Source organism: Candidatus Methylomirabilis limnetica, assembly GCF_003044035.1.
GTDB lineage: Bacteria > Methylomirabilota > Methylomirabilia > Methylomirabilales > Methylomirabilaceae > Methylomirabilis > Methylomirabilis limnetica.
Genome location: NZ_NVQC01000018.1, coordinates 1 through 15,971, shown reverse-complemented (window position 1 = coordinate 15,971; position 15,971 = coordinate 1). Strand labels below are relative to the sequence as shown.

The 15,971-nt window shown below is 55.9% G+C and carries 16 protein-coding genes; 1 reads left to right on the top strand and 15 read right to left on the bottom strand.

Annotated features, from left to right (window positions below; genetic code table 11):
• Window positions 1-183: 183 nt before the first annotated feature.
• From dnaJ to CLG94_RS06380, 15 genes are all read right to left on the bottom strand, one after another.
• Entirely contained in the window at window positions 184-1,275 is a 1,092-nt protein-coding gene (gene dnaJ / locus CLG94_RS06450) for a molecular chaperone DnaJ (RefSeq protein ID WP_107562045.1), read from the bottom strand.
• Window positions 1,272-1,913: a nucleotide exchange factor GrpE gene (gene grpE / locus CLG94_RS06445; RefSeq protein WP_107562044.1), complete on the bottom strand. Its 642-nt coding sequence runs from the start codon at window positions 1,911-1,913 to the stop codon at window positions 1,272-1,274. The genes dnaJ and grpE overlap by 4 nt, the downstream gene beginning before the upstream one ends.
• 250 nt (window positions 1,914-2,163) lie before the next feature.
• Window positions 2,164-3,204: a heat-inducible transcriptional repressor HrcA gene (gene hrcA, locus CLG94_RS06440; RefSeq protein WP_107562043.1), complete on the bottom strand. Its 1,041-nt coding sequence runs from the start codon at window positions 3,202-3,204 to the stop codon at window positions 2,164-2,166.
• Between the two features lie 328 nt (window positions 3,205-3,532).
• Window positions 3,533-4,747, bottom strand: a complete 1,215-nt coding sequence (gene hemW, locus CLG94_RS06435) for a radical SAM family heme chaperone HemW (RefSeq protein WP_107562042.1) — start codon at window positions 4,745-4,747, stop codon at window positions 3,533-3,535.
• On the bottom strand, window positions 4,744-5,382 hold the full coding sequence (gene lepB / locus CLG94_RS06430) for a signal peptidase I (RefSeq protein WP_107562041.1): 639 nt from the start codon (window positions 5,380-5,382) through the stop codon (window positions 4,744-4,746). The genes hemW and lepB overlap by 4 nt, the downstream gene beginning before the upstream one ends.
• Complete coding sequence (gene lepA / locus CLG94_RS06425) at window positions 5,379-7,187, bottom strand: translation elongation factor 4 (protein WP_107562040.1); 1,809 nt, start codon at window positions 7,185-7,187, stop codon at window positions 5,379-5,381. The genes lepB and lepA overlap by 4 nt, the downstream gene beginning before the upstream one ends.
• 114 nt (window positions 7,188-7,301) lie before the next feature.
• Complete coding sequence (locus tag CLG94_RS06420) at window positions 7,302-8,279, bottom strand: polyprenyl synthetase family protein (RefSeq protein WP_107562039.1); 978 nt, start codon at window positions 8,277-8,279, stop codon at window positions 7,302-7,304.
• Between the two features lie 30 nt (window positions 8,280-8,309).
• Complete coding sequence (locus tag CLG94_RS06415) at window positions 8,310-9,944, bottom strand: ArnT family glycosyltransferase (RefSeq protein WP_161954059.1); 1,635 nt, start codon at window positions 9,942-9,944, stop codon at window positions 8,310-8,312.
• A gap of 52 nt (window positions 9,945-9,996) precedes the next feature.
• Window positions 9,997-10,662 (bottom strand): phosphatase PAP2 family protein, encoded by a 666-nt coding sequence (locus CLG94_RS06410; protein WP_239993151.1) that lies wholly within the window; start codon window positions 10,660-10,662, stop codon window positions 9,997-9,999.
• A gap of 13 nt (window positions 10,663-10,675) precedes the next feature.
• Window positions 10,676-10,936 (bottom strand): SHOCT domain-containing protein, encoded by a 261-nt coding sequence (locus CLG94_RS06405; RefSeq protein ID WP_239993150.1) that lies wholly within the window; start codon window positions 10,934-10,936, stop codon window positions 10,676-10,678.
• Window positions 10,937-10,977: 41 nt separating this feature from the next.
• Complete coding sequence (locus tag CLG94_RS06400) at window positions 10,978-11,979, bottom strand: potassium channel family protein (protein ID WP_107562037.1); 1,002 nt, start codon at window positions 11,977-11,979, stop codon at window positions 10,978-10,980.
• A 242-nt stretch (window positions 11,980-12,221) separates the two neighbouring features.
• Window positions 12,222-12,809, bottom strand: a complete 588-nt coding sequence (locus tag CLG94_RS06395) for a DJ-1/PfpI family protein (protein ID WP_107562058.1) — start codon at window positions 12,807-12,809, stop codon at window positions 12,222-12,224.
• A 487-nt stretch (window positions 12,810-13,296) separates the two neighbouring features.
• Window positions 13,297-13,560 carry a type II toxin-antitoxin system RelE family toxin gene (locus CLG94_RS06390; RefSeq protein ID WP_107562036.1) on the bottom strand — a complete coding sequence of 88 codons (264 nt, stop codon included), beginning with the start codon at window positions 13,558-13,560 and terminating at the stop codon, window positions 13,297-13,299.
• Entirely contained in the window at window positions 13,547-13,780 is a 234-nt protein-coding gene (locus CLG94_RS06385; protein ID WP_107562057.1) for an RH3 domain-containing protein, read from the bottom strand. Before CLG94_RS06385 ends, CLG94_RS06390 begins: the two co-directional genes overlap by 14 nt.
• Before the next feature lie 396 nt (window positions 13,781-14,176).
• Window positions 14,177-14,809, bottom strand: a complete 633-nt coding sequence (locus CLG94_RS06380; RefSeq protein WP_107562035.1) for an HI_0787 family protein — start codon at window positions 14,807-14,809, stop codon at window positions 14,177-14,179.
• Between the two features lie 581 nt (window positions 14,810-15,390).
• On the opposite strand from CLG94_RS06380, the gene CLG94_RS13990 reads away from it, so the two are divergent.
• Window positions 15,391-15,971: Druantia anti-phage system protein DruA (locus tag CLG94_RS13990; RefSeq protein ID WP_121592139.1), on the top strand; the 581-nt coding region annotated here is incomplete at its 3' end.

Sequence of the window (15,971 nt, the reverse complement as noted above, 5' to 3'; positions counted from 1 at the left end):
AGAGGGCCCGACTGGATTCCGTGTCAAGCACGGAATGACGGGCTAGGACAGAAGACAATACCCCGCAGCTTGCTGCGGGGCAGTTCATTTACCTGGCAGGTGTATAGCGGGGCGAGGGCAAGGGCCAGTTTTGAGAACGATCACTGGGATGTGAAATCGGAGCGTGGCAGGCCACGGCAAGGATCAGCCAAAAAGGCTTTTGACCTTCTCAAAGAAGCTCGTAACCAGATGGCCCTCTTCTCCGCCCTCCAGCTCAGCGTAGGCCTCTAGTAACTCGCGCTGCTGCGTAGTAAGCTTCCTTGGTACCTCGACGACGATCCTGACCGCAAGGTCTCCCAAGCTATTACCGCGCACGCCTGCCACGCCCTTCCCACGAATGCGGAACTCAGCGCCGGACTGGGTCCCGGGTGGAATCTTGAGCTTCGTCTTTCCGAAAAAGCTCGGAATCTCTAACTCGGCCCCCAAGGCTGCCTGAACAAACCTGACGGGGACCTCACAGTAGAGGTCGTCGCCGTTCCGTGAGAAGAGCGGGTGCTCCTTCACGGTAATGACGACATACAGATCGCCTCGATCCCCCCACTGAGGACCTTCCTCGCCCTCACCTTGAAGTTTCAAGCGCATCCCCGTATCCACACCCGCAGGAATCTTCACTGTAAGGGACCGATTGGACCGTGACCGCCCCGTGCCTCTACAGTCCCGGCATCGATGTTCGATGACACGCCCCTCGCCTCGGCAAGCCGAGCAGGTCTGGCTGATCGTTAGAAAGCCTTGCGAGTACCGGACCTGGCCGCTGCCGCGACAGGAACGACAAGCGGTTGGGGATGTTCCGGGCTTCGCGCCATTCCCCTTGCAGACGCCGCAGGGCTCCAAGCGGGGGATGGTGATCTCTTTCGCCGTCCCGATGACCGCTTCCTCAAGACTGATCTCAAGGTTGTAACGAAGATCGGCGCCTCGGGAGGCAGCCCGTCGAGTAGACCCTCCAAAGAACCCATCGAAAAGATCCTCGAACACAGACCCAACCCTGGCATCGCCAAAACCCCCTAAGCCAGCCCCTTCGCCGGCAGCTCCGAACCGGTCATAGGCCGCTCGTTTCTCAGGGTTATTCAGAATCTCATAGGCTTCCGCGGCCTCTTTGAACTGCTCCTCCGATGCCTTATCTCCAGAGTTCTTATCAGGGTGATACTTATGGGCCAGCCGACGATAGGCTCGTTTAATCTCATCGGAAGGGGCTTCCCGATCCACCCCCAGCACCTGGTAGTAGTCACGCTTGCTCATGGCTCATATATGCCGGATTCCGGGCTCCGGGTTTCGGGTTCATCCTCATCGACACTCGAAACTCGGAACTCGGAACTCGGAACTGCTCCCTTCGATACCTTTACCATCGCCGGCCGCAGCAAACGTCCTTCCAGGAGGTACCCCTTTCGGACCTCTTCGACCACGATGTTGTCCAGTCCATCAGTCGACTCTACCTGAATCACAGCCTGATGGAAGTTCGGATCGAACTCATGCCCCAACGCCTCGATGGCCTTCACCGCTACCTTCTCCAATGTTGCCTGAAAAAGCCGCCGAATGACATCGAGGCCTTCGGCAACGCCTTGAGCGTCTGCTCCAGACCTGGTCGTGGCAGCAGCATGCTCCAGACTGTCCCCCACAGGCAGCAGCTCTAAAAGTAGTCCTTCGTTCGCGAACCTCACGAACTCGCCCCGCTCGCGGGCCGCTCGCTTCTTGTAGTTCTCAAACTCCGCCTGCAGGCGAAGGAGGCGGTCGTTGAGCGACTCTACCTCAGCAATCTTTTCCTTGAGAACGGCCTGTAGCTTGTCGATCGTCAACTCTAGCTCGGTCGTGGGGGCGACAGGGCTCTCCTGGACGTTATCGCTTGTCGGCGCTTTGGCTTCTTCGTTTTCTTGATCCATTATCTGATCGGTTCCCTTTCGTTCATCGGTGGTAACTACTCAGGTAGATAGACTGAAGGCTGAAGGCTTTTAGGAGTAAGCCATGCGTGATCATACAAAACTCCGAAAAGGTCTTGAATGACTCGATTCGTGCCTTGCGAGATAATTTAGAACCTTCAGTCTTCAGTCTAAACACCTTGTAGTTACCATCGGTAAATTCGGCAGATCGGTCCGTCAGGCTACACAGCGCCCCATCACTCTTGAGAACAGGCTACACATCGGCCTCTGTCAGGAGCTTACTGACGAGCCTGGCGGTGCAATCGACTAGGGCTGCCATACGGTCGTAGGCGATCCGTTTCGGTCCCACGATTCCGAGCACGCCAACGACATGATCCCCGCTCTTGTACGGCGCGGCAATCAGGCTGAGCTCGCGCATCTCTCTGACTTCACTCTCGCGACCGATGATAATCCTTAACCCCTCCTGGGTGAGGCAGTAATCAAGGATTTTCACCAGCTTTGATTTTTCTTCGAAGGCCGCGAAGATGTTCTTCATCGTTTTTACGTCGGCAAACTCCGGCTGATGAGCGATGTTGGCCGTCCCTCCAATATAGACGTGCTCTTCCTCACCTTCCAGCGTCTTGTTGCTGAGCTCCAGAGCGCGCTGCATCAGACGGTTGAACTCATCCCGCTCCTCGGCCATCCGGGCCATGATCCTCTTCCTCACCTCGTGAAGGGTAACCCCGCCCAATACACTGTTCAGGTAGTTAGAGATCCGATCCAGCTCCGGCTGCTCGATCAGCTCATCGATAGCGATCACCTTCTGCCGTACGAGCCCGGAATCAGCCATGAGGACTACCAGGATCCGCTCCCGATTGAGGTGGACAAAGTTAATGCGTCGCCAGGTGTTCTGAGCAAACTTTGGCGCAAGAACTACGGAAGCGTATCGCGATAGATCGGAGAGGATTCGGCTGACTCCCTGCACCAATTCTTCGGCCTCACCATGACTCGGACGGATCCCTTGCTCGATACGGCTTTCCTCTACCCTCGATAATTTAGGGCGCTGCATGAGGCTATCAACGTAGAAGCGATACCCGGAATCGGTTGGGATCCTACCGGCTGAAGCGTGCGGTTGAGAGAGATAACCTACATCCTCAAGGTCCGCCATAACATTGCGGATAGTAGCAGAGCTGAGGTGGCCCAGATGGCGTCTGGCGACACTTCGGGAACCTACAGGCTCCCCGGAGGTGATGTAGTCATGGATAATCACCTTCAGAATCTGACACTCCCTTGGAGTAAGTCCATGCGCCCCCATCAGCCCCCCTCTACCCCCTTTCCTTGCCCTTCTTTCAACCCGTGGCACTTCTTTAAGGAGAGTGCCACGTGTTGAAAAATACTAAAGACAAACAGCCACTAATGTCAAGCGGATTTGCCATCGGTCGTACGCTAGAGAATCAGAGTAGCTACTCAGGCAGATAGACTGTAGGCTGTTAGACTGTAGGAACGCGTACGGATGAGCCAGGCGTTTTCTGAATGCGACGCGAACATGATGGAGACCAAGATAAATCTGGGCGCCTTGATTCGGTCCATGCGCAACGACTAACAGCCTTCAGCCTTCAGCCTAAACACCTTATAGTTACGAATCAGAGGAGCTGGACAATCAGTTCATTGGCCACGAGGAGCCCTCGCTCTGTGATCTGCACCCGCCCCTCCTTCACGCGAAGAAACCCATCATCCAGGAGACGGGTAACTCGATCAGACGCAGAGAGATCTTCAATGCTAAGTACGTCCTTGAATACCTGCACGTCCAGTCCGGCCCGGAGCCGAAGCCCCAACATTAGACGCTCAGATCGCAGCATCTCAGCGGAAAGCTCTTCGTCGCCGGCTACGGCTGTCCCACGCTCGCTAATGGCGCGCACGTAGCTTGCAGGCAGTAACTCGTTATAAAACCGGCGCCCGGCAAGGAATGAGTGAGCTCCCGCCCCCATGCCGAGGTATTCCTGGTGGTGCCAGTAAACCAGATTGTGGCGACAACGGAAGCCGGGACGCGCAAAGTTTGAGATTTCGTAATGCTCAAAGCCGGCGTCAAGCAGCCGGTCCACGGCCATCCCGTACATCACTGCCTCCGCCTCTTCGTCGGGTAGCCCAATCTCCCCTTGGCGATGCTCCTGGTGCAGAGGTGTCCCCTCTTCAAGGATCAGCCCGTAGGGAGAGACATGTTCAGGACCCACGCTGATGGCCCAGTCAAGGGTCTCCGACCAGTCACCGATACTCTGACCGGGCAGGCCGAACATTAAGTCCAGGTTAATGTTGCTGAAGCCGGCCTCACGCATCAGCCAGAAAGCCCGTTTAGCCTCGCAGGCAGCATGAGCACGACCGATCCGCTGGAGGAGTCGGTCCTGAACAGCTTGAACCCCTACACTCAGACGGGTCACCCCGCCCTCCCACAGCGTACGAAGCTTCGGAAGGTCCACCGTCCCGGGGTTGGCCTCGAGGCTGACCTCTACGCCATCCTCGAAGGTGAAGGCGGCTCGACAGTGGTCGAGGATGCCGATGAGTTGCGATGCCTGCAGTATTGAGGGCGTCCCGCCGCCAAAGAAGACGGAACAGACCCGCCGGTCTCGGATCGCCATAGCGGAGGCGCGGAGCGTTATCTCTTGCGCAAGCCCATCCAGATACTGCTGTACGTGAGCGTCATCAAGACGATAGGTGTTGAAATCGCAGTAATGACAGCGTGACAGGCAATAGGGGATATGGATGTATAAACCGAAGGGTTTCGGGTTTCTGGTTTCGGGTTTCGGGTCTATGGCAGAGTTAGAACTCGAAACTCGAAACTTGAAACTCGAAACTGCCTTCATCGGACTAACATCCCGATTCGCTCCCAGCGGGGCCTGAAGCGCTCGTGATCCCACGACCAGTAGATAATAAAAGCTTTCCCCTTGATCTTCTTCATGTCAAGAAAGCCCCAGAATCTGCTATCCATGCTGTAGTCCCGGTTATCGCCCATCATGAAGAGTTGACCCGGCGCAACCACGACCGGACCGAAATTGTCCCGAGGCGAACTCGATTTCTCGATGATGTCAGGATCCAGGTGAACCGCGTACGGCTCAGCGATAGGCTTATCGTTGATGTAGACCTGTTTTCCCCGTATCTCCATCTTATCACCTGGCAGGGCGACCGCTCGCTTAATGAAGTCTCTCTCCTCATCCTGGGGATACTTGAACACGATAATGTCCCCATGCTGCGTATCGGTAAACCAATACAGGAACTTATTGACCATGATGTGATCGCCGATCTGCAGCGTCTGGAGCATCGATCCAGAGGGGATTTTGAAGGCTTGGATTATAAAACTTCTGATCACCAGCGCCAGGATAATGGCAATGATGACGGCCTCGGAATATTGCCGAATGACCGACTTCTCCGGTTTCGCGCCTGGCTGCGAAGTGGGCTCCTGATCCTTCTTTGTCGTCTCATCCATCGTCTGCCGCGTCATGGGCTTTTCACCTTCAGCGCCGCCATGAAGGCCTCCTGTGGAATCTCGACCCTGCCCACCTGCTTCATCCGGCGTTTCCCCTCCTTCTGGCGCTCAAGCAGCTTTCGCTTGCGGCTGATGTCCCCGCCATAGCATTTGGCCGTCACATTTTTACGCAGGGGACGCACGGTCTCCCGCGCGATGACCTTGCCGCCAAGCGCAGCCTGAATTACCACCTCGAAGAGCTGCCTCGGGATCAGCTCCCTCATCCGTTCCGCCAGCATCCGGCCCCTCAGGTGTGCCTGCTCCTTCGGGACGATGCAAGAAAGTGCGTCAACCGGCTCATCGTTAACCAGGATATCCAGCTTCGCCAACTGGCCCTCCCGATAATCGAGAAATTCATAGTCCAGGGAGGCGTAGCCGCGGGTGGCAGACTTCAGCCGGTCGTAGAAATCCATGACGATCTCATTGAGCGGGAGGTCGTAGGTAATGAGGATTCGACCACCTTCCATGTACTCGACGCCGCGTTGAATCCCACGCTTCTCCTGACAGAGCCCAAAGATTGGCCCAATATACTCACCAGGCGCCATGATGGAGGCCTTGATGTATGGCTCCTCAACCCGTTCGATCTGCTGCGTAAGAGGAAGGTCACTGGGGTTATCCACCTCAACAACGGTTCCGTCTCTCTTGACCACTCGGTATACTACCGTCGGAGCGGTAGTAATCAGCGTCAGGTCGAACTCGCGCTCCAGTCGCTCCTGGATGATCTCCATGTGGAGCAAGCCAAGGAAACCACACCGGAAACCAAAGCCGAGGGCGAGCGAGGTCTCCGGCTCAAAACTAAAGGAAAAATCGTTGAGGCGAAGCTTCTCCAATGCCTCCTTCATTTCCTGGTACTGTTCGCTCTCGGTCGGGTACAGACCGGCAAACACCATAGGCCGGACCTCTTTGAAGCCAGGCAGGGCCGTGGTTGTAGGTCTGTCTACGGCAGTAATGGTATCCCCTACCCTGGTGTGACGCACATCCCTGATACCGGCAATGATGTACCCTACCTCTCCGGCTGACAGGAGATCTGCCGGGCGCATCTGAGGGGTGAAGACGCCGACCTGTAACACCTCGAACGCAACACCGGTGGACATCAGGAGTATCCTCGTCCCGTGGCGCACCTGCCCATCGTACAGCCGGACATACATGACCACGCCTTGGTACGGATCGAATGAAGAGTCAAAAATCAGCGCTTTCAGAGGAGCGTCCGGGGATCCTTTGGGAGGCGGGATCCGCTTGATGACCGCTTCGATCACCTCCTCAGTGCCGATCCCCTGTTTGGCGCTGCACAGGATCGCCTCGGAGGCATCGATGGCCAGGGTCTCCTCTATCTGCATCTTTACCCGGGCAACATCGGCATTCGGCAGATCAATCTTGTTAATAACCGGGATGATGGTCAGGTCATGTTCCATGGCGAGATGGACATTGGCGAGCGTCTGCGCCTCCACCCCCTGGACGGCATCGATCACGAGCAGCGCGCCCTCACACGCGGAGAGGCTTCTCGAAACCTCGTAGCAAAAGTCCACATGGCCGGGAGTGTCGATCAGGTTCAGGATATACTCTTGCTCGCCCTGCCGCTTGTAGTGGAGGCGAACGGCCTTCGCCTTGATGGTAATACCCCGTTCCCGCTCTAGATCCATATGATCCAGGACCTGGGCCTCCATCTCACGTGGCTGCAGCGCCCCAGTGGCCTCCAGGATCCGGTCGGCCAGGGTTGACTTTCCATGATCGATGTGCGCAATGATGGAGAAGTTACGAATCTGTTGCAGGTTGGTCGCCATTGATACTAAGAACTCAGTCGCCAGCGTTCAGCAAGAACGCTGACGGCAAGCTGTAGAGCAGCTCGGAAGGAAGGCGGCGCAGCAGGAGCACCCTCATGGGAAGTAAGCCAGTGATCACCAGTCTCGATCTCCTATAAAATCGACCATCAGGACAAGCGAACGTTTGGCGTCCGAATCCGGAAAGCTACCAAGGGATGCCTTGGCTTTCTTGAGGTAGTTGCGAACGAGCTCCATCGTGGCCGCAACGGCGCCATACCGTTCCATTATCGCCTTTACCTCTGCCAGATCAGACTCTCCGATGGTCTCCTGCGCGACCAACTCTCTGATCCTGCCCTTATCGGCCTCCGAGCCTGTCCGCATCACATGGAGCACCGGAAACGTCATCTTTCCCTCTTTGAAATCGTTCCCTACCGGCTTACCCAGCCGGTACTCCTCGGCGACAAAATCCAGCGCGTCATCGACCAACTGGAACCCGATCCCCACATTCAAGCCGAACTCGGTTAACGCAGCCACATCCTCCGCTGGTCTATCGGCGATCAGGGCGCCAGTCCTGCAAGCGGCTGAGATCAGGGCAGCGGTCTTTAACGTCATGATGTTCAGATACTCGTTATAAGTGAGGTCGAGGTTTCCGGCCATCTGAACCTCGCGCACCTGACCCTCAATCATCCGAACCGTCGCGTCGGCAAAGGTCTGTAAGACAGCCAAGTCACCATCTGTCACCAGGATCTGAATCGATCTGGCATAGAGGAAATCGCCGGCCAGCACGGAGATCTGAGGACCCCAGGCATTATTCGCCGACGGGAGTCCGCGGCGCTTGTCGGCACGATCGATGATATCATCATGGATAAGCGTGGCAGCGTGCATATACTCTGCCGCCACCGCAAGCTCAATGTTACGAGAGCCGCCACAATAGCCGCAGAGCTTTGCCGAAAGCAGCAGCAGCGCAGGTCGGACCCGTTTACCGCCGCTCTTGAGCACATACCGGATAATCTCGGAGATCAACTCTACATCGCCGCCTATGTCCTGGAGCAGCCGCTCCTCGACCAGGGCGAGTTCAGAAGTAACAGGAGAGAGAATCGTCTCGGCAATCACACGCGCGCCTCCACGTCAACCAGACCAATCTCACGGACTGTAACGATTAGAGTATAGGACATACCCCCCTCGCCTGTCCAAGGGGAAAATATCCGGGACCTGTTGCAAGCGAGTCTCTGCGGCGGCCTTGGCTACGATGAAGAGCCGCCCATAAGAGACGGCAAGACCGTGAAACCCGGCTTCCTCTCCCCTCTTGATGATCGCGACTTGTCGTTTTGAGTAAAATACAAGGCTGGGTGCGTTCAGGTCATAGGCCACCAGGATGTCACCGTGGCGAAGCTCTTGCCTGGCGATAATGGCGAAATCGTGGAGAGACTTCTGAAGACTCTCCTGTATGGCCGGGGCAACCTGATGCACGGCCAGCACGATGCTCAGGATCATCGTGACCGCCGTCGCGGCCACTGCCATATCCCCCTGCCCTCTTCGCCTGGCTACTAGCGCAAGGCCAAGTCCAACCAGGAGGAGGACAGCCAGCACGTAAGGCGCCAGCCCAAAATCAAATGGGGGAATATCAGGCGCCTCGCGGAGGCGGATACGATCAGCAATTGATGGTAGGAAGAGGAGGATCACGGCAAGTGAACAGGCCATCCCACCCACGAGCCAGTCACATGCCCTCTCCCACCTCCATCCCTGCTGTCGTTCGTCGATGGCGGCCTCTCCCGCAGCCCCTGTCAGCAAGGCGAGCGCAGGGACAGCGGGGAAGATATAGGACGGGAGTTTCGTGTGGGAGAATGAGAAAAAGAGCACGACGACACCACACCAGACCCATAAAAAGAGTAACAATTCCTGTCGTCCGGTTAGTTCATCACGTAATCGACTTCGGATAGCCCAGAGATGACCAAAGGCATTGGGCAGCGTTCCGCTCCACGGAAAATAGCCGAGGGCGACCACCGGCAAGAAATACAGGGGGCCCCCGACATGGCTTGACACTACACCGAGATAGCGGTTCAGGTGGTGTTGTACAAAGAATCCTTGAACAAACGTCCATCCGTTCTCGCGCAGGACCAAGACGTACCATGGAAGGGCGATCACGGTAAACAGCGCAAGGCCGCTGAGCAGCCGAAGCCTGGAAAGAGTCGCTCGGACCTTTCTACGAATGATCAGAAACAGGCCGATAACCAGCCCAGGAAGCAAAAGGCCGATCGGGCCCTTCGTGAGAACGGCGAGCGCCACAGCCAGATATCCAACAAAGAGGAGGCTCTCGTGCGTCTTGTCTGTAGCCCGATAGACATCGAAAAAACAGAAGAGTGCCCAGGTCATGCAAAAGGCGAGCGTCATGTCGGTGACCGCCGCCCGCCCCAGAACGATGGTCCCGACGTTCGTGGCAAAGGCCAGAGCGGCAATGCATGCGCCCCGCCGGCCAAGCAGTTGCCGTCCGAATAGGTAGATCGACGCCGTGAGGCCGGCAGCAAAGGCGGCAGACCAGAAGCGGGCCGCGTACTCGCCGATCCCGAAGCTTTTGTAGGCCAGCGCGATCAGCCAGTAGAATAAGATCGGTTTATCGAAGCGAGGCTGGAAATTAAAGTGGGGTGTGATCCAGTCTCCCGAGATCAGCATCTCCCTCGCCGCCTCCGCGTAGGCCGGCTCATCTGCGTCGAACAGGTAGAGCGAATCCAGGCGATAGAAGAAGAGCAGCAGGCCGACACCAAGGAGGAGGGTCGTCACAGCGACTTCTCGAACCCATCGGCGGGAGCTAGTGACGGCTGGTGTCGCCTTCTCAGGTGTGCCCATGCACAAGGGAAAAGGCCGCAAACCGACAGACGATCCAACCTGCCAAGAGGCCGATTGCGGCCCCGGCCACAACATCAGAGGGGAAATGCTTGGCGAGATAGATCCTGGAGAGGGCGACCAGGACGGCCAGCCCGTAGAAGAGAAACGTCCACCTGGGATAGGCGCGGGAGAGCACACATGCCAGGGCAAAGGCGGTCACAGAATGGCCGGAGGGGAAGGAGATGAGGCCGGAACCTTTACCCAAGCAAGGAAAATCGACAAAAAACTGGCCCGACTTTTCAGCAAGGGGACGGGATCGGCAAAACAGGTTTTTCATGATCTGACTGGAGAGGCCACCGAGGATCACCGCAAGTAATCCGAATTTGCCCACGGTGGCCTCTCGATGCTTTCCAGCCTTCAGGCCGATGACCAAAAGGGTCACAGCCACGGCGGCAGCCACTGGGCCATACCCGAGGGCGGTGATCGCACTCGCAACCATCAGCCCCCAATCGCTCTGCACCGACAGGATGAAGGTCTTGACGGGGCCGTCTATGTACAACACAAGAAAAGGCAACACGGCGAATAACAGGGGGGTATAACTCAACACCTTGCTGTCGAATGGCCTGACGATGGACCCGGAAGGCTTCGAGCGATCGTGCAACCTTGGCATCATCCTGTCTGTCCTATCACAGTAAATCGCGCTTCTTGGTTTCGAACTCTTCCTTCCCAATCTCGCCCCTGGCATACCGCTTCTTGAGGATCTCCTGGGCTGATTCCTCCGGTGGCTGGACGGAGCGGATCCCGGAACCAGCCTGCCAGAGCCAGCGAACCGCCAGCACCAGCACCAACAGGATGAGGAGCCAGAAGGCCGTAATCATCACCATCCAGAGGATTCCCCACCCCCAGAACCAGGGGCCAGACATCGTCTCCTCCCACCGCATCATCATGTCCCCTGCTCCGCACTCTCACCATGTTGAAAACGCATCTTTTATGTTGAAGAAGTCAATTCTACTCGCCGTTCCAACCACCTCAGGCGGGCAACCTCTCCCAGGGCGACAAGGCTATCCCCGGCCTCAATCTTTTCATCTGCGGAGGGATTAAAGATCATGCCACCCAATGCCCGCTTGATCGCTACCACAATCACCCCCGGCTCCTGGCGTAGCCCGGAGTCACGCAGCGTGACCCCCTCGCAGGGAGACCCCGGTGGCACCACAATCTCCTCAAGCTGCAGTTCCAGGCTTTGATAGTGCGTGGCCAATTCAATGATGTCCACCACGGCGGGGCGGAGGGCCGCCTGAGCCATGCGGTGTCCCCCCATTGCGTAGGGCGAAATAACCTTATCGGCCCCTGCGTGGACGAGGGTCTTTTCGCTACGCTCCGTCTCGGCCCTGGCTACTACAAAGATGGAGGGGTTGAGATCCTTGGCCGTGAGGACCATAAAGACATTGTCCGCATCGACCGGCATGGTGGCGAAGAGACCTTTGGCCCTTATCACCCCGGCAACCAGGAGGACCTTCTCATCGGTGGCATCCCCCTTGAGCAACAGGTGGCCCGCCTCCTCCACCCTGCGGACCCGCTCTTCCTCCAGCTCAATGACTACAAACGGGACAGGCTTTGAAGCCAACTCGCGGCAGATCACCTCCCCGATACGACCATAGCCGCACACGAGATAGTGGTTTGTCAGGGCGTCGATTTGCTTCTCCATTCTCCTCCTCCCGAAGAACTGCTGGAACTCCCCCTCCACGATTTTTGCGGTAACAGTTCCTGCTGTATAGAGAACCACCCCCAGGCCGGCAAAGAGGAGCCCGATCGTGAAGAGCCTACCGGTCGAGCTCAAGGGTCTTACCTCTTGAAATCCCACCGTTGAGATGGTGATGATCGTCATATAGAAGGCCTCAAACCACGTATACCCCTCAAGGAAGCGATACCCTGCAATCCCTGTGATCACTACAACCGCGAGAAACAGTACAGCGATCCTTAGTTTTATCAAGGGGGCGACTCCTCTGTCACTTGGTCAGGCCTAACCGTCGAGAGTTGAGACGATTCACGGTAACTACTCAGGTAGATAGACTGTAGGCTTTTAGACTGTAGGAACGCACCATGCGAGACCATACCAAGCTCAGAGCGTTTGAACTGGCCGACGCAGTGCGCCTTGATTCGGTCCGTGCGCAATGACTAACAGCCCTCAGCCTACAGCCTAAACACCTGAGTAGTTACGATTCACGATGATATTTAAGGCTCGATCTTGGTGCCTAACACATCCAGAAACTTGCGCATCCATTCAGGATGGCCTGGCCAAGCTGCGGCTGTGACAAGGGTACCATATACACACGCATTGGAGAAGGTAGCGTTCACCTCTTCCCACTTGGCGCCGGCTCGGATCAGCTCAGGCCTCACGGCCGGATAGGAGGTGCAGCGCTTGCCCTCCACGACACCGGCCGCCGTCAAGAGTTGCTGTCCATGACAAATGGAGGCGATAGGTTTGTTCTCCTTCGCAAAGTGTCGGACGATGTCGAGCACCTGCTCGTTCAAGCGAAGGTATTCCGGCGACCGTCCTCCCGGAATCACCAGGGCGTCGTAATTCTTGGGCCTGATCTTGGCGAAGGTGGCGTTGAGGGCGAAGTTGTGACCCCGCTTCTCGCTGTACGTCTGGTCCCCCTCGAAGTCGTGGACGGCTGTCCGCACAGTGTCGCCGGCCTTCTTGCCGGGGCAGACCGTGTGAACCGTATGCCCGACCATGGTCAACATCTGAAAGGGAACCATCGCCTCGTAGTCCTCAACAAAATCCCCCACAAGCATCAGAATCTTCTTTGCCGCCATCATCTTCCTCCTTGTATACACGAGGGCATACGTCTCAGGCAGTGTGTCATTCCGGGATTGACAAGCCTGCCCCGTACTTGATACGGGGGAATCCATCCCCGCGAAAGCGCGGATCCAAGGTGTGGATTCTCATTTTCGCGGGAATACCCCATGCGCCTGCGGTGTACCCAACCCTCCCCCCTCGGAGAGCCTGCCCCGGACCCGATTCGGGGGGGAGGGGACGGGTGGGGGGGGATTTTCTAATCAATGACGTCCATTGTTGCCACGTATAACTATGTATAGCAGGCCCCGAATCCGTGTCAGGGCGAGGCTATCAAAGCGGCTCCCACTCCGCAAGCAGATTTCACCAGCGCCGCCAGGCAGGGCATACACATGCTATTACCCTGGTGAGGATGAAGATGATGGGGAGGAACTGATGGAATAAAGCGAGGAAGCCGGATGTTGCGGCTGAACGCCCGGCAAAGCCGGTCCGATTCTGCCGCGCGGGTTACCTGCGCCTGTAGACGTCGCGCAGGCGCCCGACCGTAACAACGATCACAACGAGAACATCACCCTGGATCTCGTAGACGATACGGTATGAACCTTGGCGAAGCCGATACCTCTCCTGTCCGGACAACTTCTCGCACCCTTTCCCGTGTGGATCTTCCGCTAATACCTCAAAGCATTTCAGGAGCCGGGAAACGTCCTCCTTCGGAATCCCTTGAAGATCCTTGGCGACTGATTTCTTGAAGACCAGGCTAAATCTTCCCATGAGACTTCAGGTCTCTCAAGAGATCCTCGTAGGTCATCACGAGTTCCGCCTGTCGCTCGACGAAGGCAGCCAAGTCTTCTTGATCCTCGCGGAGGGCCATGCGCACAGCATCATTGACGAGATCGGACACCGTGCGCTGGGTATGGGCAGCCTTTATGCGAAGAGCTCGATGCAGATCCGGACTGAAGTAGACAGTGGAGCGCTTGACTGGTTCACTCATGGTCATCACCTCCATGAGCAAGAATAGCATCTTAACGTCAAGACGCTATGGTGTCACTTATACACGGGTACAGGGACAGACACTCTTTCTTGAAATCCTTTCTTGGTCTTCCCCTCTGCAATACGTGTCCCACTCGTCCAGTTTCCTGCGCACCTCCCGGATGAACCCGTCTCTTCGCAGTGGCCGCTCTGTCATCGTGCGCCTTCGAATCGCTGTCGTTCCGAAAGATCGCCTGGCGATCATTCCCTCGTTGCGTCACATGATACAGGTGGCCGGATGCTGCGATTCAGATACGTGGCATGCACGATCATGACCGTAACCACCACGAATCGTCGCGATAATAGTGTCTGTCCCTATTATTTTCCTATTATTTCGATTCCCGCTGAACGGTTGAGCTCACGGGCGCGCCGCTGTTACGCGTCCCGTAGAGCGATTGGTTAAGCCTCGTTTGTAGTTTCTCGGGAACCATTCTTTCCCCGCCAACCACAAGAAATTGTCTATTTGCCTCAGAGAAAAGCTCTCCAGCTTGTAGAAGCTCTGAAAGCTTTTGATGATCTCGATAAAGTGTACGTAATTTTTGAGATCACCTTTATTGAAGCCATTGAATCTGTCCGTTGATTTATAGTGCAGCAACATCTTCTCAATGAATGAGTCAAAGATCGGATAGTTATTCGGTTTGTGATGACTGCAATACTTCGAGGCGAACGAATAGAAATTTCTTGTTTTACCTTTTATTGAAATCTTCGCAATGTCATTTACCAAGAAATAATCGTTTGCCCCGAGCTGAGCATCTATATCTTTCTTGAGGATGTGCTTGGCTACCGAATATGTGTCAAAAATATTGGTGTTGTAAAAGTCATTAAGGGTGCTGACCTTCAGTAGCACATGCTCAATTTGTTTGTTTTCGGGGCACAGGCCATGAAAGAGCAGACCCAAAGAAGCCTCTTGGAGTTTGTAATTTTCTAGCTGTTCCCACTTGTCAAGATACTCCGACACTAGGCTTGAACTTGGCGTCAATGGTTCAGGCATCTCTGGACCTCACGAGGCATAACGTTACGCATGAGGCCCGAGGTGTGGCGCGTCTGCGCGCCATACCTCGTCGCTCTCAATGCGATTGTTCGCCTTCTCGTCTTGTAAGGGATGGTACGAACTGGACCTCCACGCTGGAAATATAGGGACAGACACTATTTATTGAGATCCTTTCTTGGTCTTCTCCTCTGCAACACGCGTATTACTCGTCCCAGTTATCCTGCCCACTTCCCAGATGGCCCCATCCCCTTGCAGTGATCGCTCTGTCAGCGTGTGCCTTCGAATCGCTGTCGTTTCGAAAGACCGCCTGGTGATAATTCCCTCGTTGCGTCAAATGATGCGGGTGGCCGGGTGTAACGATCCGAGCAATCCGTGGCATGCACGATCATGACCGCGAACATCACGAATCGTCACGATAATAGTGTCTGTCCCAATACTGTTCGGCACATAATTTGCCGCTACTGAGCATGGAGTAATAAAACAGGTGTGATTTCTTCCTGACGGAATACCCCTTAAAAAAGTTTCATGAACCCCTTCATTTTTGCTGGACTCACGCGTTTTTTTATGTGATATTCCACGGCATGGAACAATCCATGACCGTAAATGTCCAGCAAATCCGACAGCTGCTTACTGCCAACCCCGACTGGCACCGCACCCGCCTCTCTTTGGAGATTTGCAGGTTGTGGAACTGGCAAAGTCCCACAGGGCAATACAAAGACATGGCCTGCCGCAGCCTCCTGCTGAAACTGGAGCGAGCTGGCTCTATTGTGTTGCCTCCCCGCCAGGGGAAACTTACTTTTACGTCCCGTCCTTCTTATCCATCTGTTCCATATCGAAAGGAAGGGATCAGCGACAGTCTCAAGGCATTGATTCCCCTTCGGATCACGGTTGTAAGCCTCAAATCGGAGGATTATGCGCTGTTCAACTGCCTCTTGTCACAATATCATTACCTGGGTTACCGTGGCGCTGTAGGGGAAAACATCAAATACCTGATTCGCGATGCTTCGCACCGCCCCCTGTCCTGTCTCCTGTTTGGCCATCCTACAGAAAGGCAATCTCACTGCCGCAACCTGCACCGATTGCCATGGCGCTCACGAGATCCGACGAGCTGCCGATCCCGCCTCTGGCGTCTTCAAGCAGAACGTCGCCGTCACCTGCAAGC